At 61.3% G+C, this 19,295-nt stretch carries 16 protein-coding genes and 1 pseudogene; 9 read left to right on the top strand and 8 right to left on the bottom strand.

Annotated features, from left to right (window positions below):
- The first annotated feature begins 16 nt into the window (after window positions 1–16).
- Together HU725_RS04715 and HU725_RS04710 are read left to right on the top strand one after the other, a co-directional pair.
- Window positions 17–1,273, top strand: coding sequence for an OprD family porin (locus HU725_RS04715; protein ID WP_186477532.1), 1,257 nt, complete (start codon window positions 17–19; stop codon window positions 1,271–1,273).
- 190 nt (window positions 1,274–1,463) lie between these two features.
- Window positions 1,464–1,976 (top strand): Mpo1 family 2-hydroxy fatty acid dioxygenase, encoded by a 513-nt coding sequence (locus tag HU725_RS04710; RefSeq protein WP_186477531.1) that lies wholly within the window; start codon window positions 1,464–1,466, stop codon window positions 1,974–1,976.
- Here HU725_RS04710 and pcaC read toward each other — a convergent pair.
- The 7 genes from pcaC to pcaR form a co-directional block, all read right to left on the bottom strand.
- Window positions 1,973–2,365, bottom strand: a complete 393-nt coding sequence (gene pcaC, locus HU725_RS04705) for a 4-carboxymuconolactone decarboxylase (RefSeq protein WP_060478060.1) — start codon at window positions 2,363–2,365, stop codon at window positions 1,973–1,975. The two genes, HU725_RS04710 and pcaC, sit on opposite strands and share 4 nt — an antisense overlap.
- Window positions 2,366–2,375: 10 nt before the next feature.
- A complete protein-coding gene (gene pcaD / locus HU725_RS04700; protein ID WP_186477530.1) occupies window positions 2,376–3,167 on the bottom strand; it encodes a 3-oxoadipate enol-lactonase in 792 nt (263 codons plus the stop codon).
- 11 nt (window positions 3,168–3,178) lie between these two features.
- Window positions 3,179–4,531, bottom strand: coding sequence for a 3-carboxy-cis,cis-muconate cycloisomerase (locus tag HU725_RS04695; protein ID WP_060478062.1), 1,353 nt, complete (start codon window positions 4,529–4,531; stop codon window positions 3,179–3,181).
- Window positions 4,532–4,540: 9 nt separating this feature from the next.
- Complete coding sequence (locus tag HU725_RS04690; RefSeq protein ID WP_186477529.1) at window positions 4,541–5,830, bottom strand: MFS family transporter; 1,290 nt, start codon at window positions 5,828–5,830, stop codon at window positions 4,541–4,543.
- Between the two features lie 214 nt (window positions 5,831–6,044).
- Complete coding sequence (pcaF, locus tag HU725_RS04685) at window positions 6,045–7,250, bottom strand: 3-oxoadipyl-CoA thiolase (protein ID WP_186477635.1); 1,206 nt, start codon at window positions 7,248–7,250, stop codon at window positions 6,045–6,047.
- 152 nt (window positions 7,251–7,402) lie between these two features.
- A complete protein-coding gene (gene pcaK / locus HU725_RS04680) occupies window positions 7,403–8,746 on the bottom strand; it encodes a 4-hydroxybenzoate transporter PcaK (RefSeq protein WP_060478065.1) in 1,344 nt (447 codons plus the stop codon).
- 290 nt (window positions 8,747–9,036) lie between these two features.
- Window positions 9,037–9,912 carry a pca regulon transcriptional regulator PcaR gene (gene pcaR, locus HU725_RS04675; RefSeq protein ID WP_060478066.1) on the bottom strand — a complete coding sequence of 292 codons (876 nt, stop codon included), beginning with the start codon at window positions 9,910–9,912 and terminating at the stop codon, window positions 9,037–9,039.
- Window positions 9,913–10,367: 455 nt separating this feature from the next.
- On the opposite strand from pcaR, the gene HU725_RS04670 reads away from it, so the two are divergent.
- A complete protein-coding gene (locus HU725_RS04670; protein ID WP_060478067.1) occupies window positions 10,368–10,568 on the top strand; it encodes a hypothetical protein in 201 nt (66 codons plus the stop codon).
- A 314-nt stretch (window positions 10,569–10,882) separates the two neighbouring features.
- Window positions 10,883–12,355, top strand: coding sequence for an inorganic phosphate transporter (locus HU725_RS04665; RefSeq protein ID WP_060478068.1), 1,473 nt, complete (start codon window positions 10,883–10,885; stop codon window positions 12,353–12,355).
- 126 nt (window positions 12,356–12,481) lie between these two features.
- On the opposite strand, the gene HU725_RS04660 is transcribed toward HU725_RS04665, so the two are convergent.
- A complete protein-coding gene (locus HU725_RS04660; RefSeq protein WP_186477528.1) occupies window positions 12,482–13,957 on the bottom strand; it encodes a helicase HerA-like domain-containing protein in 1,476 nt (491 codons plus the stop codon).
- On the opposite strand from HU725_RS04660, the pseudogene HU725_RS23080 reads away from it, so the two are divergent.
- The 5 genes and pseudogenes from HU725_RS23080 to gpgF all read left to right on the top strand — a co-directional run.
- Window positions 13,938–15,140: pseudogene (locus HU725_RS23080) on the top strand (cache domain-containing protein); the annotation flags it as partial. The gene HU725_RS04660 and the pseudogene HU725_RS23080 overlap by 20 nt on opposite strands.
- 93 nt (window positions 15,141–15,233) lie before the next feature.
- Complete coding sequence (locus HU725_RS23075; RefSeq protein ID WP_409489165.1) at window positions 15,234–15,998, top strand: methyl-accepting chemotaxis protein; 765 nt, start codon at window positions 15,234–15,236, stop codon at window positions 15,996–15,998.
- A gap of 257 nt (window positions 15,999–16,255) precedes the next feature.
- The gene (gene gpgS, locus HU725_RS04650) at window positions 16,256–17,377 is read left to right on the top strand and encodes an N-acetylglucosaminyl phosphatidylglycerol synthase (RefSeq protein WP_060478070.1); all 1,122 of its coding nucleotides are present in this window, start codon (window positions 16,256–16,258) and stop codon (window positions 17,375–17,377) included.
- Window positions 17,370–18,134 (top strand): N-acetylglucosaminyl phosphatidylglycerol deacetylase, encoded by a 765-nt coding sequence (gpgD, locus tag HU725_RS04645; RefSeq protein WP_186477526.1) that lies wholly within the window; start codon window positions 17,370–17,372, stop codon window positions 18,132–18,134. Before gpgS ends, gpgD begins: the two co-directional genes overlap by 8 nt.
- A complete protein-coding gene (gene gpgF, locus HU725_RS04640; protein ID WP_186477525.1) occupies window positions 18,131–19,123 on the top strand; it encodes a glucosaminyl phosphatidylglycerol flippase in 993 nt (330 codons plus the stop codon). The genes gpgD and gpgF overlap by 4 nt, the downstream gene beginning before the upstream one ends.
- Window positions 19,124–19,295: the final 172 nt, after the last annotated feature.

Genomic DNA, 19,295 nt, shown 5'->3' with positions numbered 1-19,295 from the left:
AAGAGATCCACGACAGATGAGCACTTCCCAACCCGCACGCCAGCTGCTGCCCGGCCTGTTGGCCATCTCCTGCGCCCTGCCCGTCTACGCCGCCGACACCGGTGGGTTCATGGAGGACGCCAAGGCCAGCCTCAACCTGCGCAATTTTTACATCAACCGTAATTTCGTCGACCCAGCCCATCCGCAAGGCAAGGCCGAAGAATGGACCCAGAGCTTCATCCTCGATGCACGTTCCGGTTTCACCCAGGGCACCGTCGGTTTTGGGGTCGACGTGCTGGGCCTGTACTCGGTCAAGCTCGATGGTGGCAAAGGCACCACCAACACCCAATTGCTGCCGGTGCACGATGACGGCCGTCCCGCTGACGACTTTGGCCGCCTGGGCGTGGCCCTGAAAGCCAAGCTGTCGCAAACTGAGCTCAAGGTCGGCGAATGGATGCCGGTGCTGCCGATTCTGCGCTCGGACGATGGCCGCTCGCTGCCTCAGACCTTCCGCGGTGGCCAGATCACTTCGAAAGAGATCGACGGGCTGACCCTGTATGGCGGCCAGTTCCGCGCCAACAGCCCGCGTAACGACGCCAGCATGGAAGACATGTCGATGACCGGCCGCGCGGCGGTCACCTCCGATCGTTTCAACTTCGCAGGTGGTGAATACACCTTCAACGACAAGCGCACCATGGTCGGCCTGTGGGACGCTCAACTCAAAGACATCTACCGCCAGCAATACCTGAACCTGGTGCACAGCCAACCGCTTGGCGACTGGACCTTGGGCGCCAACCTCGGCTACTTCTGGGGTAAGGAAGATGGCTCCGAGCGCGCAGGGCAACTGGACAACCGCACGGCGTCGGCGATGCTCTCAGCCCGCTACAAGGGCAACACCTTCTACGTTGGCCTGCAAAAAGTCAGTGGCGACAACGCCTGGATGCGTGTCAACGGCACCAGTGGCGGCACCCTGGCCAACGACAGCTACAACTCAAGCTTCGACAATGCCAAGGAACGTTCCTGGCAGGTGCGCCACGACTTCAACTTCGTCAGCGTAGGTATCCCCGGCCTGACGCTGATGAACCGCTACATCAAGGGTGATAACGTCACCAGCGGCGTGGTGACCGATGGCAAGGAATGGGCGCGCGAGAGCGAGCTGGCCTATGTGATCCAGTCGGGCACCTTCAAGGACCTGTCCGTGAAATGGCGCAACTCCACCATGCGCCGCAACTTCAGCACCAACTCGTTCGACGAGAACCGCTTGATCGTAAGCTACCCGCTGAATCTTCTCTGAACCCCAGGTCTCTACGCGGGTTGCCCGCGCAGAGGCCTGCCGGCCCTGCGTTCGTTGTACTTTTGCTCGGTACCTTGCGCGACGTCGATTGCTCCCAGCACGCTGCTGCCATTCGCTCTGCTGATGATGGTGGCCGCTGCAGGCTATTCTCAGCTATATCGAGATATCGGCCACACAGGGAGGAACAACAATGAAAAACCTCGTCGAACACCTGAGCCAATACGCCAACTACCACCGCGACCCGCGCAACATCGCCACCCACTTCGTTGGCATCCCGCTGATAGTCGTCGCGGTCACGGTCCTGCTGTCGCGACCCGGCTGGGAACTGGCGGGAATGTGGTTGTCCCCTGCCCTGCTTGGCGCGGCGGCTTCGGTGTGGTTCTACCTGCGCCTGGACGTGCGCTTTGGCCTGGTGATGGGCCTGCTGCTGGGGGTGTGCTTATGGATCGGCCAGGCACTGGCCATGCAATCGACCGCCGTGTGGCTCAGTGCCGGGCTGGGGACTTTCGTGGTGGGCTGGATCATTCAGTTCGTCGGGCATTACTACGAAGGCCGCAAACCTGCATTCGTCGACGATATCAGCGGGCTGATCATAGGCCCGCTGTTCGTGGTCGCTGAAGCAGCATTCATGCTGGGTCTGTGCCCGGCGTTGAAGCAAGCGGTAGAAGCCAATGCCGGGCCGGTGGCCATGCGCGGGGTTTAGCCGCGCGATTCCACGCCCAACTCGTCCCACACCGATTCTGCCAGGTGGAACGTGGCGTTGGCCGCCGGGATACCGCAATAGATCGCACTCTGCATCAGCACTTCTTTGATCTCATCGCGGGTCACGCCGTTGTTGGCCGCTGCACGCAAGTGCAGCTTGAGCTCGTCGTTGCGGTTCATGCCGATCAACATGGCGATGGTGATCAGGCTACGGGTATGCCGTGGCAAGCCCGGGCGGGTCCAGATATCACCCCAGGCATGACGGGTGATCATTTCCTGAAACTCGCCGTTGAAGCCGTTGAGTTTCTCGAGGCTGCGGTCGACGTGGGCGTCACCCAGCACTGCACGGCGTACCTGCATGCCGGCGTCGTAGCGTTGTTTCTCATCCATGGCCAATCCCTCAGCGAGCCAGCAGGAAGTCGAGCACCCGGCGGCTGAACGCCTCGCCGATCTCGACATTGGAAAGGTGCGCAGCCGGGAACTCAGCATAGGTGGCACCGATGATGCCGGCCTGCATGAAGCGGCCATGTTCGGGGGTGGTGACCACGTCCTCGGTACCGGCAACGATCAACGTAGCGACCTGGATACGGCCCAATTGCTCACGAAAATCAGCGTCGCGAACCGCCGCGCAGTTGGCCGCATAACCCTCGGGGCTGGTCTGCGCGAGCATTTGGCAGATGCGCTGGGCCTGCTGTGGCTGCTGCTGGGCGAATGCCGGGGTGAACCAGCGGGCGATGGAGGCATCGCGCAGATCGACCATCGCTTGCTGACCGCCCTTGAGTACGGTGTCGATACGTGTGTTCCAGACCTCGTCGTTGCCGATCTTCGCTGCGGTGTTGCAAAGCGTCAGGCTATGCAGGCGGGCGCCGGCATGAATGCCCAGCCACTGGCCGATCAGGCCGCCCATGGACAGCCCTACGAAATGCGCATGCTCGATGCCCAGTGCATCGAGCAGTGCCAGCACATCCTTGCCCAACTGCTCGATGCTGTAAGGCCCTTCGGTGACTTGCGAGCCACCGTGGCCGCGGGTGTCGTAGCGCAGCACCCGGAAATGCTCGCTCCACAGCGGGATCTGGCTGTCCCACATGCCAAGGTCGGTACCCAGCGAGTTGGACAATACCAGCACCGGGGCATCGGCCGGGCCGTCGAGTTGGTAGTTCAGTACGCCATCGGCCAGTTGCACATGCGCCACAGCGATCTCCTTCAGGCAGTCAAACGTTGATGTTCAGCCACGGCGCGCGCCACCCAGACGCGGGCCTGGCCAAGATAATGAGCAGGATCGAGCAGGCGGTCGAGTTCCTCGGCGCTCAGCTCGGCACTGACCTGCGGCTCATCGCCCAGTACCGCGCGCAGGTGACGTTGTTCGGCCACTGCCCGCTGACAGCACTGCTCCAGCAAATGGTGGGCGCGGTCACGACCCAGGCGCTGAGCGAGGACAATGCTGACCGCTTCAGCCAGCACCAGCCCTTGGGTCAGGTCCAGGTTGCGACGCATACGCTCGGCGTCCACCTCCATACCCTCGGCAATTACCTGGGCCTGGCGCAAAGCGCCAGAGACCAGGCAGCAGATGTCCGGCAGGGTTTCCCATTCCGCATGCCACAGGCCAAGGCTGCGTTCGTGCTCCTGGGGCATGGCGGCATACAAAGTCGAGAGCAGGCCAGGAACCCGCGTAGCGGCGCCGATCAGCACCGCCGCGCCCACTGGGTTGCGCTTGTGTGGCATGGTCGACGACCCGCCCTTGCCCGGCGCCGAAGGCTCGAACACCTCACCGGCTTCGGTCTGCATCAGCAGGCTGATATCGCGACCGAACTTGCCCAGGCTACCGGCCACCAGGCCCAATACCGACGCGAACTCCACCAGGCGATCACGCTGGGTGTGCCAAGGCTGTTCAGGCAACGCCAGTTTGAGTTGCGCGGCAAGCCCTTCAGCTACCGGCAGGGCTTTGTTGCCCAGCGCGGCCAGGCTCCCGGAAGCGCCACCGAACTGCAGCACCAGTAAACGCGGGCGCAATTGCTGCAGGCGTTGGCGATGTCGGGTCAGGGCCCCGAGCACCCCGGCCAGCTTCATGCCCAAAGTGACAGGCGTGGCATGCTGCAGCCAGGTACGGCCCACCAGCGGTGTATCGGCATGCAGCAACGCCTGCCGAGCCAGCGTATCGGCCAGCTTGCCAAGATCGGTTTCGATCAGCTCCAGGGCATCGCGCAACTGTAGAACCAGCCCGGTATCCATCGCATCCTGGCTAGTGGCGCCCAAGTGCACGTAACGCTCGGCTTCCGGCACACCACTGGCGATTACCTTGCCCAGTGCCTTGACCAACGGGATTGCCGAGTTGCCAGCGGTAGCAATGGCATCGGCCAGGGCACGCACATCATAGCGTTCAGCGTGACAGGCGGCCTCGATGGCCGCCACGGCGCTGTGCGGGACCAAACCGGCATCGGCTTCGGCACGGGCCAGTGCGGCCTCGAAATCGAGCATGCCCTGCAAGCGCCCGCGATCGGAGAAGACCTCGCGCATGGCCGGGGCGGTGAAATAGGCGTCGAACAGTTGGTTGCTCATGCAACGTCCTTAGTCATCGTGGTGCAGGTATTTCGCCTGTTTCGGCAGGCGCAAGCTGAACAGGAAGGCTATCGCCATCATGGCCGTCACATACCAGTAGAAGGTGTTTTCCATGCCCATGGTCTTCAGGCCCAGGGCGACATACTCGGCCGAGCCACCGAACACTGCGTTGGCCACCGCGTAAGCAAGGCCCACGCCCAGCGCACGCACCTGAGGCGGGAACATCTCGGCCTTCACCAGGCCACTGATCGAGGTGTAGAAGCTGACAATGCACAGCGCCAGGGTGATCAGCACGAAGGCCATGAATGGGCTGCTCACGGTTTTGAGCGCCATCAGCAGCGGGACGGTAAAGAGCGTTCCCAGCGCACCGAAAAGCAACATCGAATTTCGTCGGCCGATGCGGTCGGAGAGCATGCCGAAGAACGGTTGCATCACCATGTACAGGAACAGCGCCCCGGTCATCACGAAACTGGCGGTCTTGGCGTTCATCCCTGCCGTGTTGACCAAGTACTTCTGCATGTAGGTAGTGAAGGTATAGAAGATCAGCGAACCACCTGCGGTGTAGCCCAGTACGGTGATGAAGGCTGCAGTGTGGTTGCGGAACAACCCCTTTATCGAACCTGCGTCCTTGTCCTTGCGGGTTTCGGCGCTGCTGGTTTCATGCAGCGAGCGGCGCAGCATCAGCGAGATAAGCGCAGCGATGGCTCCGACCACGAACGGGATACGCCAGCCCCACGCCCGCAGTTCCTCTTCGCTCAGCAGCTGCTGCATGACCACCACCACCAGCACGGCCAACAACTGGCCGCCAATCAGGGTCACGTACTGGAACGATGCGTAAAAGCCACGCTGACCACGCAAAGCCACCTCACTCATGTAAGTGGCGGTGGTGCCATACTCGCCCCCCACCGACAGCCCTTGGATCAACCGCGCCAGCAACAGCAGCGCCGGGGCCCAAGCACCGATGCTGGCATAGGTTGGTAGGCAGGCGATCATGAGCGAGCCGAAGCACATCATCAGCACTGAGATCATCAGGGAGTTCTTGCGCCCATGACGGTCGGCCAGCCGCCCGAACAACCAGCCGCCGATCGGGCGCATCAGAAAGCCTGCAGCGAATACACCGGCGGTGTTGAGCAGTTGCACGGTCGGGTCGCCGGAAGGGAAGAACGAGGCGGCAAAGTAGATTGCGCTGAAGGCATAGACGTAGAAGTCGAACCATTCCACCAGGTTGCCTGATGAGGCACCGACGATGGCGAAGATGCGCTTGCTGCGCTCTTCACCGGTGTAATGAGTTGAGGTCATGGCGTGTTTACTCCTGATAGGTTGCAGGTAAGTCTAGACACACCTGGTAACACCTCGTTCAGCCTACGGGATGGCCCCGGGCCTGCCTGAAAAGTACCGGCCTCTTCGCGCCGGTTTGAAGTCACGATGATGACGCCCCCACAGCAGGAGGCGTGGTTCCTCTGCGAAGCGTGTTCACCGGGACATCGAAACGTCGCTAAAAGGCCGCTACCGGTCAAACCCGTTCGATGGCCAGCGCCAACCCTTGGCCGACGCCCACGCACATGGTCGCCAGGCCTTTACGGCCGCCGCTCTTCTCCAACTGATGCAGCGCAGTCAACACCAGGCGCGCACCGCTCATGCCCAGTGGGTGGCCCAGGGCGATCGCGCCGCCATTGGGGTTGACCTGCGGCGCGTCGTCGGCCACACCCAGCTCACGAAGCACTGCCAGGCCCTGGCTGGCGAACGCTTCATTGAGCTCGATCACATCAAAGTCGCTGACCGCAACACCCAGGCGCTCAGTCAGTTTACGCACCGCTGGCACCGGGCCAATGCCCATCACCCGCGGGGCGACACCGGCGCTGGCCATGCCCAGTACCCGAGCACGTGGGGTGAGGCCATGCTTTTTCACGGCTTCAGCCGATGCCAGAATCAAAGCGGCGGCACCATCGTTCACGCCCGAGGCGTTGCCTGCGGTGACGGTCTTGTCCGGGCCATTGACCGGTTTGAGCTTGGTCAGTGCTTCCAAGGTGGTCTCAGGGCGCAGGTGCTCGTCGCGTTCGACGACGGTTTCGCCCTTCTTGTGAGCGATACGCACAGGCACGATTTCCTCGTCGAAGAAACCGGCAGCCTGGGCAGCAGCCGCTTTCTGCTGGCTGCGCAAGGCAAACGCATCTTGGTCGGCGCGGGAAACCTGATAGTCGTCAGCCACGTTGTCGGCGGTTTGCGGCATGGAATCGACACCATACTGGCTCTTCATCAACGGGTTGATAAACCGCCAACCGATGGTGGTGTCCTCAAGTTTCATGTTGCGCGAGTAGCCGCTTTCGGCTTTGCCCATGACGAATGGCGCACGCGACATCGATTCGACGCCGCCGGCGATTGCCAGCTCCATCTCGCCACTGGCAATGGCACGGAAGGCAGTGCCGATGGCGTCCATTCCAGAGGCGCATAGACGGTTCAAGGTCACCCCAGGGATGCTCTGCGGCAAGCCGGCCAGCAGCAGGGCCATACGCGCGACGTTGCGGTTGTCTTCACCGGCCTGGTTGGCACAGCCGAAGAACACCTCGTCAAGCTGGTCCCACTGCACCGATGGGTTGCGATCGATCAGCGCCTTGAGCGGGATCGCCGCCAGGTCGTCGGCGCGCACGCCGGCCAAGGCGCCGCCGAAGCGGCCGATCGGGGTGCGGATGGCGTCACAGATAAATACTTCACGCATCAGGCTTCTCCTGCCAGGGGTGCTACGTTGGGTCCAGATTAAGGAGACAGGGGGTGCGCTTACAATTCGATAATCGACTATTGGTGCGATTATCGAACCAAATGTTGCCCTGCTATCGGTATTTCAAAGGGGCTGCATCAGCAGCCCCCGCCGGATCAAGTGGCGTCAGCGTGGCTTACCAAGCCTTTGACGATCACGCCGACCGTCGCCAGTGCCGCGGGCACCAACAAGGCCGTCAGCACCTGCTCGAAGTTCCAGCCCAGCCCCAACAGCGTGGCGCCGCTCCAGGCACCCAGAATGGCCCCGAACCGCCCGATCCCCAACATCCACGATACGCCTGTGGCGCGCGCCTGGGTTGGGTAGAAACGTGCTGCCAGCGACGGCATGGCCGATTGCGCACCGTTAACGCACATGCCAGCAACCAGCACCAGGGTTGCGAGCACCGTGATGTTGCCCAAGCTTTGGCCCACTGCGTAGGCGAACACCCCCGCCAGCAGGTAGAAAATGCCGATGACCTTGTGCGGGTTGAATCGGTCCATGGCCCACCCCACCGCTACTGCGCTGAGTACGCCACCGAACTGGAACAGCGCACCGATGAACGCGGCCTGCTCCATGCTTGCGCCGCTGTCACGCATCAGCGTCGGCAACCAGCTGGTCAACAGGTAGACGATCACCAGCCCCATGAAGTAGGTCAGCCATAGCAACACGGTGCCCAGGCCATAGGTGCCGGAGAAGATCACCGCGAACACGTTGCGGGCAGCTACGGCCTTCTGCTCAGGCACGCTGAAACTGGCGGCCTGCGCAATCACCGACGGGGCAATCGGCGCCAAGGTCTTGCGCACCTTGTCGGTACCGCGATTGCGCACTACCAAAAAGCGTGCCGACTCCGGCAGCCACACCATCAGCACTACCACCAGCAGCAGCGGCAGCACGCCGCCGACCACCAGCAGGCTATGCCAGCCGTAAACTGGGATCATCTTCGCAGAGATGAACCCGCCACCGGCCATGCCAAGGTTGAAGCCGCAGAACATGCTGGTCACCAGCAGCGACTTGAGACGCTCTGGGGTGTATTCGGACAGCAGCGTGGTGGCATTGGGCATGCCGGCGCCCAGGCCCAGGCCCGTCAGAAAGCGCAATACCAGCAGTTGATCGACGTTGCTGGCATAGGCAGAAGCCAGGCTGAAACCACCGAACACCAGCACCGCGCCTACCAGCACGCCCTTGCGTCCGAAGCGGTCGGCCAGCGGCCCCGAGCCCAGGGCGCCGAATACCATGCCGATCAATGCGGCACTCATCACCGGGCCCAGGCTGGCGCGGTCGATGCCCCACTCCTGGGACAAGGCGGGCGCAATGAAGCCCATGGCCGCAGTATCGAGGCCATCGAGGAAAACGATCAGGAAGCAGAGGATCACCACACGCCACTGATAGCGTGAAAGTGGTTGTTCATTGATGAACGACTGGACGTCGAGATTGTTCCCGACAGCATGGGGTTGGTTCATTGTTGTTATCCAGAATTTGGGCACGGTTGGGCCTGTGCACTTGGCAAACAGTACAGGGCTTCAATAGCGATGCAGGGCGGCCTGAGTCAGCCTGGATACAACGGAACTGCAAACGGGTGCGGCCGCAGCAGTTGAGTGACAGTGGTCATGGAATACGCCTCGAATGTTTTTCTTGTATCGGTCGGCTGTGCCGACCGTTGCGAGAGACATTAATCAGCGTTTGGGGGAGGCGCAATTCACCGGGAGCGACACTGTGCGTTTATCGAACAGGAAACCTCGACATCGCTTCGTCAACCGAACAACTGATGGCAAAGGTCACGGCTGGCCGCCAACAGAATGGGCAAGAAACGCTGCTCCAGTTCGCTACGGGTAACTCGCCCGACGTGTGTGCTGACATTCAGCGCCGCCAACACTTGGCCAGAGGCATCATAGATCGGCACTGCGATCGACCGCAGGCCCTGCTCGAGTTCCTGATCCACCACACACCAGCCCTGCTCGCGCACCTGCTGAATGCAGGCGAACAATGAATCAGGGTCGTTCAGGGTGCGGCTGGTACGGGCCTTGAGGTCTGCACGCTCGAGGTATTCGCGCAGGCTGGTGTCGTCCATCGCCGCCAGCAAAATCCGCCCCATGGATGTGCAATAGGCCGGCAACCGCCCGCCCACCGACAGGTCCACCGAAATCAACCGCTCCACCGTGGCCGAACGAGCTATATAAAGAATGTCGTCGCCTTCCAGAGTGGCCATGTTGGCTGCTTCGTGCAACTGATCACTGATGCGGTCCAGATAGGGCTGAGCCGAGACCGCCAGTGGTGTGGACGAGAGGTAGGCGTGGCCCAACGTCAACACTTTGGGCAGAAGCGAATAAGTCCGCCCATTCGTGGTGGCGTAGCCCAATTTGATCAGCGTGTGCAGGCAGCGACGCACGGCCGCCCTGGGGATTTCGGTGCGGTGGCTGATCTGCGCGATGGTCAGGTGGCGCTTGCGCTCCTGAAAAGCCTGGATGACCGCCAGCCCACGGGCCAGTGAGGTCATGAAATCCGGGTCACCAGTAAATGCCTGGATACGCTTGGCAGGTGACGCCACGATAGGCGGCGCCAGCGCCGTAAGGCTCGGCCGCACAGGCTCTGGGTTGGCGTGGTCATAGGCGGTGGTTTCGTCGTTCATCGCGCACCTCAAATAAATCGCTAGCTCGTGCGATTATCGAACGAACGGCCGATAATCGCAATTGACCGCTGACAAATTTACTTATACCTTTCTCCTGCCACATGTGGCTTCTTTGGAGAGACTGGTCAGGTACCCACCGTCGAAGTCCCAGGCAACGGCCTCGCCTAGTGCGGGGCCGTTTTATTTCTGTTGTCGCAAAAAACTTTTACGAACTCTCACAGCCTTGCCTGCTCAAAGTTTGTACGGCCGATAACTGGCCTTGAAAGTTTGCACGCATTTGCGTAAATAGCCTTACTGGCAAAGCAGTAGTTGTCATGTTCGGATCCCGGCTGGGATGCGCCCCTGCGTGACTGAATACTGGCGTCAGCCCTTAGTCTGCCTATACATGCGGCGAACGCCTGGGCAACTTACGCTTGCTTGCAATATCACTCACAATCACTCATTAAGGTACTACTGTGACGAAAGAAGAACTGCGCGCGGAACTCGAGCGCCAGGCTGAACGTTACACGGAAGTTTATGGTGGTGAAGTCACCACTTATGCGGCGCAACCGGAGCCGGATCGCAAACCCTGGCGTAAACGCGCTACCGTTCAGGACCAGGCCTTCAGCCAGGAACTCGAAAAAATGGAAAAGGAGCTGCGTGGCGAACACCCCTGAATGGCTGAGGTGTTAACAGCAGCATTGCACCGGATCACCCTGGCTAAGGTCGATCATTACCCAAAGGCTGAGCATGAAATGGAATTACACAAATTTCATACGCTCGTTTGAATTTTGTTTAAGCATGGTTTTTCCCGGTAGATTGGCGATCTTTCCACCTTTTGATGGGTTTTAAAGGATTTTCCTAAGCTCGATCAAGGAAGCTTCCGGGGTAAAAAAGCGCTCAGACTGCTGTCACCGGTCTTCAGCGGGTGCATCGATTGCCAAGGTTTTCTGGCATAATCCGCCCCCCCTATGACCGCCAGACAACCTTCATGATCGATTTATTCAGCGGACTGGATGCCTGGGTGTTGGTGAGCTTGCTACTCGCCTTGACCTTCGTGCTCGCATTCGAGTTCATCAATGGCTTTCATGACACCGCCAACGCGGTAGCCACTGTCATTTATACCAAAGCCATGCCCCCACACCTTGCCGTGTTCTTCTCCGGCATATTCAACTTCTTCGGCGTTTTGCTCGGAGGGGTCGGGGTGGCCTATGCCATCGTGCACCTGCTGCCGGTCGAGCTGCTGATCAACGTGAATACAGGGCATGGCTTGGCCATGGTCTTCTCGTTGCTGGCCGCCGCCATCACCTGGAACCTCGGCACCTGGTACTTCGGCATTCCTGCCTCCAGCTCGCATACGTTGATCGGCTCGATCCTCGGCGTGGGCCTGGCAAATGCGCTGATCAACGACATCCCGCTGGGCGACGGCGTGAACTGGCAGAAGGCGATCGACATCGCCATGTCGCTGGTGGTGTCGCCGATCGCAGGCTTTGCCGTCGCTGCGCTGGTGCTGATTGGCCTTAAGTGGTGGCGCCCGCAGTCGAAAATGCACAAGACGCCAGAACAACGCCGCAAGCTCGACGACAAGAAGCATCCGCCGTTCTGGAACCGCCTGGTCCTGGTCATCTCGGCTATGGGCGTGAGCTTCGTACACGGCTCCAACGACGGCCAGAAAGGCATCGGCCTGATCATGCTGGTACTGATCGGTATCGTCCCGGCCAAGTTCGTTCTCGATCTGAACAGCACCACCTATCAGATCGAACGGACCCGCGACGCCACGCTGCACATGAGCCAGTTCTACGAGCGCAACGCTGCCACCTTGGGTGAGTTCCTGGCACTGGGCAAGGCCAAGTCGACCGACCTGCCCGAGCAGTTCAGCTGCAACCCGCAGCAGACCGAACCGACCATTGCTGCGCTGCAGACCTCGCTGCAAGGCGTGACCGACTACCACGCCCTGGATGCCGACAAGCGCGTTGAAGTGCGCCGCTACCTGCTGTGCCTGGATGACACCGCGAAAAAAGTCGGCAAGTTGCCTGGCCTGGATGCCCGCGAAAAGGCAGACCTCGAGAAGCTGCGCAAAGACCTTACCGCGACCACCGAATACGCTCCCTTCTGGGTGATCGTGGCCGTCGCCCTGGCCTTGGGCCTGGGCACCATGGTCGGCTGGAAACGTGTGGTGCTCACCGTCGGAGAGAAGATCGGCAAGCAGGGCATGACCTACGCCCAGGGCATGTCGGCGCAGATCACCGCAGCGTGCGCCATCGGCATGGCCAACGTGTTCGCCCTGCCAGTGTCGACCACCCATGTGCTGTCGTCCGGCGTCGCTGGCACCATGGTCGCCAACAAGAGCGGCCTGCAAGGCGGCACGGTGAAGACCATCCTGCTGGCCTGGGTCCTGACCCTACCTGCTTCGATGGGCCTGGCCGCTGGTCTGTTCTGGCTGGCATCGAAGGCGCTGGCCTAAAAAAGGCACTGCGGGAGCGGCCTTAGCCGTAAAGCATGTAAAGCGGTGCATGGCACCGCTTTACCCGCCAATAGGCAGGCGCGGTTAGAAAAGACCGTTGCTTGCACAGTGCCTGCACCGGGCAACCTAACGTTTCTTGCTGCCCAGCAACGAGCCCATAAGCCCGCGCACCAACTGCCGGCCCAGTTGATTGGCCGCCTGGCGCACCGCCGACTTGATCGCCTGCCCCGCCGCACTCTGCAGAAACTCGCCCGCCTTGTCGGCAAAGCTCTCTTCATCGGCCTTAGGCACAGGCACAGGCTCCACCGGCTCACCTTTACGCTGGGTGAGCATTTCGTAGGCCGACTCCCGATCAATGACCTTGTCATACCGCCCAAGCAGGGGTGAAGCCGCAATCAGCGCGCTGCGCTCGGCTGCCGTCAACGGCCCTATCCTCGATTGCGGTGGCGCGATCAGCACCCGCTGAACCACGGCCGGCGTACCTTTGTCTTCCAGCGTGCCGACCAATGCCTCGCCAATCCCCAGCTCTGTCAGCACTGCCAGGCTGTCGAATGCAGGGTTAGGACGAAAGCCATCAGCCACAGCCCTGAGCGATTTCTGCTCTTTGGCGGTAAAAGCGCGCAAGCCGTGCTGGATGCGCAAGCCCAATTGCGCCAATACGCTATCGGGCAGGTCACTGGGCGACTGAGTGACGAAATACACCCCCACGCCCTTCGAGCGAATTAGCCGTACCACCTGCTCAAGGCGGTCCTGCAACGCTTTTGGCGTGCCGTTGAACAACAGGTGCGCCTCATCGAAAAACAGCGCCAGCACCGGCTTTTCGGCATCACCGCGCTCCGGCAGCTGTTCGAAAAGCTCGGCCAGCAGCCACAAGAGGAAGGTGGCATAAACTTTCGGTGCCTCATGCACCAATCGGCTAGCATCGAGTAGATGGATGCGTCCACGGCCGTCGGTGTCAGGCCGAATTAAGTCTTCCAATTGCAGCGCCGGCTCGCCAAACAATGCTTCAGCGCCTTGCTGCTCCAAGGTGGCCAACCGCCGCAGCAGTGCCTGCGTAGAGCCGGTGGTCATCAACGCGCTGTCTTCGCCGAGCAATTGCGGATCGTCTTTGAGGTGCGCCAACAGGGCTTTAAGGTCTTTCAAGTCCAGCAGCAGCAAGCCTTCACGGTCTGCGAATTTGAAAGCAGCATACAGCGCAGCCTGCTGGCTATCGGTCAGCTCCAGCAGGTTACCCAGCAACAATGGCCCCATCTCGCTGAGGGTGGTGCGCAACGGGTGGCCGGACTGCCCGGCAACATCCCACAGCGACACTGGATAGGCTTTTGCCGTGTAGCCCAGCCACGGCATGCCCGCAATTCGCTCGGCCACTTTGCCGTGGGGCGTGCCTGCCACCCCCAAACCGCACAGGTCGCCTTTGATATCTGCCGCAAACACCGCTACACCCGCGTCGCTGAACACTTCCGCCAGGTGCTGCAGGGTCACCGTCTTGCCAGTCCCGGTGGCGCCAGCGATCAGGCCGTGACGATTGGCAAGGCGCATGGGTTGCTGAACCGGTTGACCGCCCGGATCAGAGCCTACAACTATGGAAGAAATTTCCGACATCTCTTTGAATCCTCGCTCAAGCTTTAGCTTAGTTCAGCCGATACCTTCAGTTGATATTCGCCTAGATAGGACCGGAGCTTTCGAAAAAGGAATTTTCGGGGTGTTGCACCGTCAGCGCCTAGCGCGCGACCGCTCGATAAAAGACCTTAGCGGAACCGATTACGCCATGAACAAAAACCTGCGTTTCAGCCACAAGATTCTGTGGGCTGCCTCTTTGATCGTGATACTTGCCTTCAGCCTGTTCACTTTGTACAACGACTATCTTCAGCGTAATGCAATCCGCGCAGACCTCGAGAACTACCTGGCTGAAATGGGCGAGTCCACTTCAACCAACATCCGCAACCTGTTCGATGGCCGGATCAAGCTGGTTGAAAACCTGGCGCAGAACATTGCTCAACAGCCGGCCAATGCCGAAACACTGATGGGTCAGAATGCGTTGACCTCAAGTTTTCTCACGGTCTACCTGGGCAAGGTCGATGGTGGTTTCAGCGTACGCCCCGATGCCAAGATGCCTGATGGCTACGACCCGCGCACCCGGCCCTGGTACAAGGACGGCATGAACGCCCAAGGGGCGATTCTGACCGAGCCCTATATCGACCTGACTACCAACAAGATGGTCATCGGCATTCTGAGCAAGGTCGCTGGCAACGTCGGCGTGGTAGGTGGGGACCTGGCGCTCGATGGCCTGGTGCAGATCATCAACTCGCTCAACTTCGGCGGCATGGGCTATGCCTTCCTGGTCAACGACCAGGGCAAGATCCTGGTTCACCCCGATAAGGATCTGGTGATGAAATCGCTGTCGGACCTGTTCCCGCAGCACACACCGCAACTGTCGGGTGCACTGACAGAAGTGGTCAGCGACGGCCAGGCACGCCTGTTGACCTTCACCCCGATCAAAGGCTTGCCTGCCGCCAACTGGTATATCGGCCTGTCGCTGGACAAGGACAAAGCCTTTGCCATGCTCAGCACCTTCCGCACCTCGGCAGTGATCGCAACCGTGGTGGCCGTGGTGATCATCATTGGCCTGCTCGGCCTGCTGATCCGCGTTCTGATGCAGCCGCTGCATACCATGACCCGCGCCATGGAAGACATCGCCGAAGGCGAAGGTGACCTGACCAAGCGCCTGACCATCCACAACCATGATGAATTCGGCATCTTGGGCAAGGCTTTCAACCGCTTCGTCGAACGTATTCACGGCTCGATCCGCGAAGTGTCCTCTGCTACCGAGCACGTCAACGAAGTCGCCCTGCGGGTGATCAGCGCATCCAACTCGTCGATGGCCAATTCCGACGAACAGTCCAACCGCACCAACAGTGTCGCCGCAGCCATCAATGAGCTGGGCGCGGCTGCTCAGGAAATCGCTGGCAATGCAGCTCAGGCCTCGCAGCATGCAAGCTCTGCACGGTTGTTGGCTGAGGAAGGTCAGCAGGTGGTGGAGCGTAACATCGCGGCGATGAACCGGCTGTCCGACCTGATCGTCACCTCCAGTGCGCACATCGAAACACTCAATAGCAAGACCGTGAACATCGGCCAGATTCTCGAGGTGATCACCAGCATTTCCCAGCAGACCAACCTGCTAGCGCTCAACGCGGCCATCGAAGCTGCACGCGCCGGTGAGGCCGGACGCGGGTTCGCCGTGGTCGCCGACGAGGTGCGCAACCTGGCCCACCGCACCCAGGAGTCGGCGCAGCAGGTGCAGAGCATGATCGAAGAGCTGCAGGTTGGTGCCCGCGAATCGGTCGAAACCATGGGCCAAAGCCAGCGCCACAGCCAGGACAGCATGCAGATCGCCAACCAGGCTGGTGAACGCCTGGACAGCGTGACGGTGCGTATCGGTGAGATCGACGGCATGAACCAGTCGGTAGCCACCGCCACCGAGGAACAGACGGCGGTGGTCGAGTCGATCAACATGGATATCAATGAGATCAACCTGCTCAATCAGGAAGGCGTCGAGAACTTGCAGGCCACCCTGCGCGCCTGCTCTGATCTGGAACAACAAGCCACTCGCCTCAAGCATCTGGTCGGCAGCTTCCGCATCTGACCGTGTCCCACAGTGCCTGCTTTGCGGGCACTGTCACTACCCTCTCGCGTCGCACGCTTCGCGGCTCGCGCCGCTGCCTTGGTTTGTGCTCACCCCAAAGCATGCGCGGCCCACCTAGGTGCGGGATTACCCGCCAACACCGGCAAAGCCGGTGCCCTACTCCGATCGAACAAACTATCCTTCAGTCAGGTCAATCTTTAGGCGCGTCATCACCGGCCTTAATGGCAGATGACAGACCTGAATACGATCCCGGAGGGATGCTGATCGTGCACATCGCCGACATCACCATGTTCTACGCTCCCGCCAGCGGCGGCGTGCGGACATACCTCGATGCCAAACACCACCGTCTCGGCGCCCTTGCCGGCGTGGAGCACAGCCTTCTGATACCCGGCGCCAGTGCTACTCATGCCGATGGCGTTTACCAGGTCCCCGCGCCACCCCTGCCTTTCGGCAAGGGCTACCGGTTTCCCGTGCGCCTGGCACCCTGGTGCAATGTGCTGCGCCAGCTGCAGCCAGACCTGATCGAAGTGGGCGACCCCTACCTGACCGCCTGGGCGGCGCTTGAGGCCCGGCGCAAGCTGGACGTCCCGGTGATCGGTTTCTACCACTCAGACTTACCCCTGCTGGTAAGCAACCGCATGGGTAATTGGTTCACACCCAATGCCGAAGCTTATGTCAGCAAACTCTACGGCAACTTCGACCGGGTACTGGCGCCGAGCCTGGTGATGGCCGAAAAGCTGCGCAGGCTGGGGGTGCGTGATGTGCACGTTCAGCGCCTGGGCGTAGACTTGAACACCTTCCACCCTACCCGTCGCGACCCGCAACTGCGTGCCGAGCTGGGCATCGCCGATACCAGCCGCCTGCTGATCTACGCCGGGCGCGGCTCCCGTGAAAAGAACCTGCCCGTCCTGCTGCAATGCATGCAGCACTTGGGGCACCCGTACCACCTGCTGCTGGTGGGCTCGAACATGCCGGCCAATGTGCCCGACAACGTCAGTGTCATGGACCAGTTCCGCCCCCCAGAAGAGGTAGCCCGGCTGATGGCCAGCGCCGACCTGCTGGTGCATGCCGGCGACCAGGAAACCTTTGGCCTGGTGATACTCGAGGCCATGGCCAGCGCCACCCCGGTGGTCGCGGTACGCGCCGGAGCCTTCGGCGAAATCGTCAATGATCAGTGCGGGCAACTGTGCCGGGCTAACGATGCCCAGGCCATGGCCCAGGCAGTGCGCGAAGTGTTCGAAGCGGGCGTGCGCAAGCTCGGCGCCCAGGCGCGCCAGCATGTGGAGCAGCATTATTCGTGGGACCACGTGGTTGATGGCCTGCTGGAACAATACCAAGCCGTGCTTGGCCACCAGCCGCAGGTGCGCGCCCATGGTTGAGGCCGGCAGCAACTCCACCAGCGTGATGTTGGTGCTGCACGATGTAGCGCCAGAAACCTGGCCCGACTACCAGCCCTTCGTGCAGGCCGTGGACGAGATGGGCAATGTCCCAATGACTTGGCTGGTCGTTCCAGATTTTCATCACCGCAACCTCCTTACCCACTCCCCCGCGTTCTGTCGCCTGCTCGAGCGGCGCCTGGCACGGGGCGACGAACTGGCGCTGCACGGCCTTTATCATGCCGACGAAGGCCCCGCCCCCCGCAGCCTTGGCGAATACTTCATGCGCCGCGTGTATACCCACGAAGGTGAGTTCTATGGCTTGGATGAAGCGCAAGCGTTACAGCGCCTCGAGCAGGGCCTGGAGGTGTTCAACGCCCAGGGCTGGCCGGTTGCCGGCTTCGTCGCCCCCGCCTGGCTGATGAGCCAAGGTACCCGCCAGGCACTTACCCAGTTGCCGCTGCGCTACACCAGCACCCCCCAGCACCTGTATCGCTTGCCAGACTTTACCGCCTACGAGGCGCCGGGGCTGGTATGGAGCGCGCGCAGTGCCTGGCGCAGAGGGCTTTCGAAAATCGTCAGCGATTGGCAATGCCGCCGCTGGCGCAGTGCCGACACCTTGCGTCTGGGGCTGCACCCGGTGGACATGCGCCACCGCTCATCCCGCGACTACTGGTTGCGAACCCTGGACAAGCTACTGCTGCAAGGGCGTGAACCGCTGACCAAGTCGACCTGGCTGGAGCGCCAGGTGGTCGCATGAACCGCTTCGGCTGGCTGGCACTGGCACTGGCCGGCGCCATGCTGGTGCCGATGCTGTTGGGTGGCAGCGAGCTGTGGCCCAGGCTGATGGCTTTCGACCCGAGCTTGCTGCTGACGCTGCTGGGGATGATTCTGCTGTGTTGGGTCATCAATGCCATGCGCCTACGGCTGTTGCTCGGCCAGCAACGCAAGCAGCTAAGCCACGCCCGCAGCCTCGGTGTGATCATGGCAACCGAGTTCGCCATCTGCACCACCCCAGGTGGCAGCGGCGGCCCGGTCACGCTCATGGCTCTGCTGGCCCGCAACCGCATAGGCCCGGCCCGAAGCGGCGCAGTGTTCGCCGCCGACCAACTCAATGACCTGTTGTTCTTCTTCTGCGCGATGCTGGCAATTGCTGGCTATGCCTTGTTTAATCGCCTTGGTCGAAGCCAGCAAAGCATGTTGTTGGGCAGCGCTCTACTGCTATGCGTCGCCCTGGCCATCATCGTGGCGCTGTTGCGCTATCGCCGCGCGCTGATGCGCCTGAACGGGCGCCTGCTCAAGCGCCTGGGCGTGGCAGGCAGACGCAGGCGCCGCTGGGCTCGTAAACTGCTGCATTTCATAGCCGCGCTGGCGCAGACCTGGCAATTGCCAAAGCGCACCCTGGCGCTGGTATTCGCCCTCACCTGCGTTCACTGGAGCCTGCGCTACAGCGTGCTGTACCTGGTGCTTCAGGGGCTGGGGGCTGAACTGTCATGGATACCCAGCTTTCTCGTCCAGATGCTCTCGCTCAGTGCCGGGCAATTCAGCTTGTTACCAGGGGGGGCCGGTGCCGCCGAGCTGACCTCGGCCAGCCTGCTGGCACCCCTGGTTGGCAGTTCGACAGCGGCAGCGGCAATCCTGATCTGGCGAGCGATCACGTATTACTTTTATCTGCTGGCGGGCGGGCCGGTATTCGTCTGCTTGGTGGCACGCCCTCTGCTGGAGCGCTGGAGGCGTCAGGCGGGTTGAGCTGGCGCCATAGTTGCTCGGCACCTGGGAACTCGGTGCCGTCCTCTTCGCTCAGCGCCTGGGGGTCATAACGGGCCAGGCAGCCTTCGCCCAAAGTAGGCGGTGGTGAAGCGGTGGGTGAATTACGCGATCTTGCCACTGCTTTATCGCTCCCAATTGACAGGGGCCGCAG

The sequence above is a fragment of the Pseudomonas promysalinigenes genome (assembly GCF_014269025.2).
GTDB classification, from domain to species: Bacteria; Pseudomonadota; Gammaproteobacteria; order Pseudomonadales; family Pseudomonadaceae; genus Aquipseudomonas; species Aquipseudomonas promysalinigenes.
This window is presented reverse-complemented; position numbering and strand designations above follow the sequence as displayed.

What these genes read in the sequence shown, in the direction of transcription:
- HU725_RS04715 (WP_186477532.1), top strand. Translation starts at nt 17, where the DNA reads ATGAGCACTTCCCAACCCGCACGCCAGCTGCTGCCCGGCCTGTTGGCC.
- HU725_RS04710 (WP_186477531.1), top strand. Translation starts at nt 1,464, where the DNA reads ATGAAAAACCTCGTCGAACACCTGAGCCAATACGCCAACTACCACCGC.
- pcaC (WP_060478060.1), bottom strand. Translation starts at nt 2,365, where the DNA reads ATGGATGAGAAACAACGCTACGACGCCGGCATGCAGGTACGCCGTGCA.
- HU725_RS04695 (WP_060478062.1), bottom strand. Translation starts at nt 4,531, where the DNA reads ATGAGCAACCAACTGTTCGACGCCTATTTCACCGCCCCGGCCATGCGC.
- HU725_RS04690 (WP_186477529.1), bottom strand. Translation starts at nt 5,830, where the DNA reads ATGACCTCAACTCATTACACCGGTGAAGAGCGCAGCAAGCGCATCTTC.
- pcaK (WP_060478065.1), bottom strand. Translation starts at nt 8,746, where the DNA reads ATGAACCAACCCCATGCTGTCGGGAACAATCTCGACGTCCAGTCGTTC.
- pcaR (WP_060478066.1), bottom strand. Translation starts at nt 9,912, where the DNA reads ATGAACGACGAAACCACCGCCTATGACCACGCCAACCCAGAGCCTGTG.
- HU725_RS04665 (WP_060478068.1), top strand. Translation starts at nt 10,883, where the DNA reads ATGATCGATTTATTCAGCGGACTGGATGCCTGGGTGTTGGTGAGCTTG.
- HU725_RS04660 (WP_186477528.1), bottom strand. Translation starts at nt 13,957, where the DNA reads ATGTCGGAAATTTCTTCCATAGTTGTAGGCTCTGATCCGGGCGGTCAA.
- HU725_RS23075 (WP_409489165.1), top strand. Translation starts at nt 15,234, where the DNA reads ATGGCCAATTCCGACGAACAGTCCAACCGCACCAACAGTGTCGCCGCA.
- gpgS (WP_060478070.1), top strand. Translation starts at nt 16,256, where the DNA reads ATGCTGATCGTGCACATCGCCGACATCACCATGTTCTACGCTCCCGCC.
- gpgD (WP_186477526.1), top strand. Translation starts at nt 17,370, where the DNA reads ATGGTTGAGGCCGGCAGCAACTCCACCAGCGTGATGTTGGTGCTGCAC.
- gpgF (WP_186477525.1), top strand. Translation starts at nt 18,131, where the DNA reads ATGAACCGCTTCGGCTGGCTGGCACTGGCACTGGCCGGCGCCATGCTG.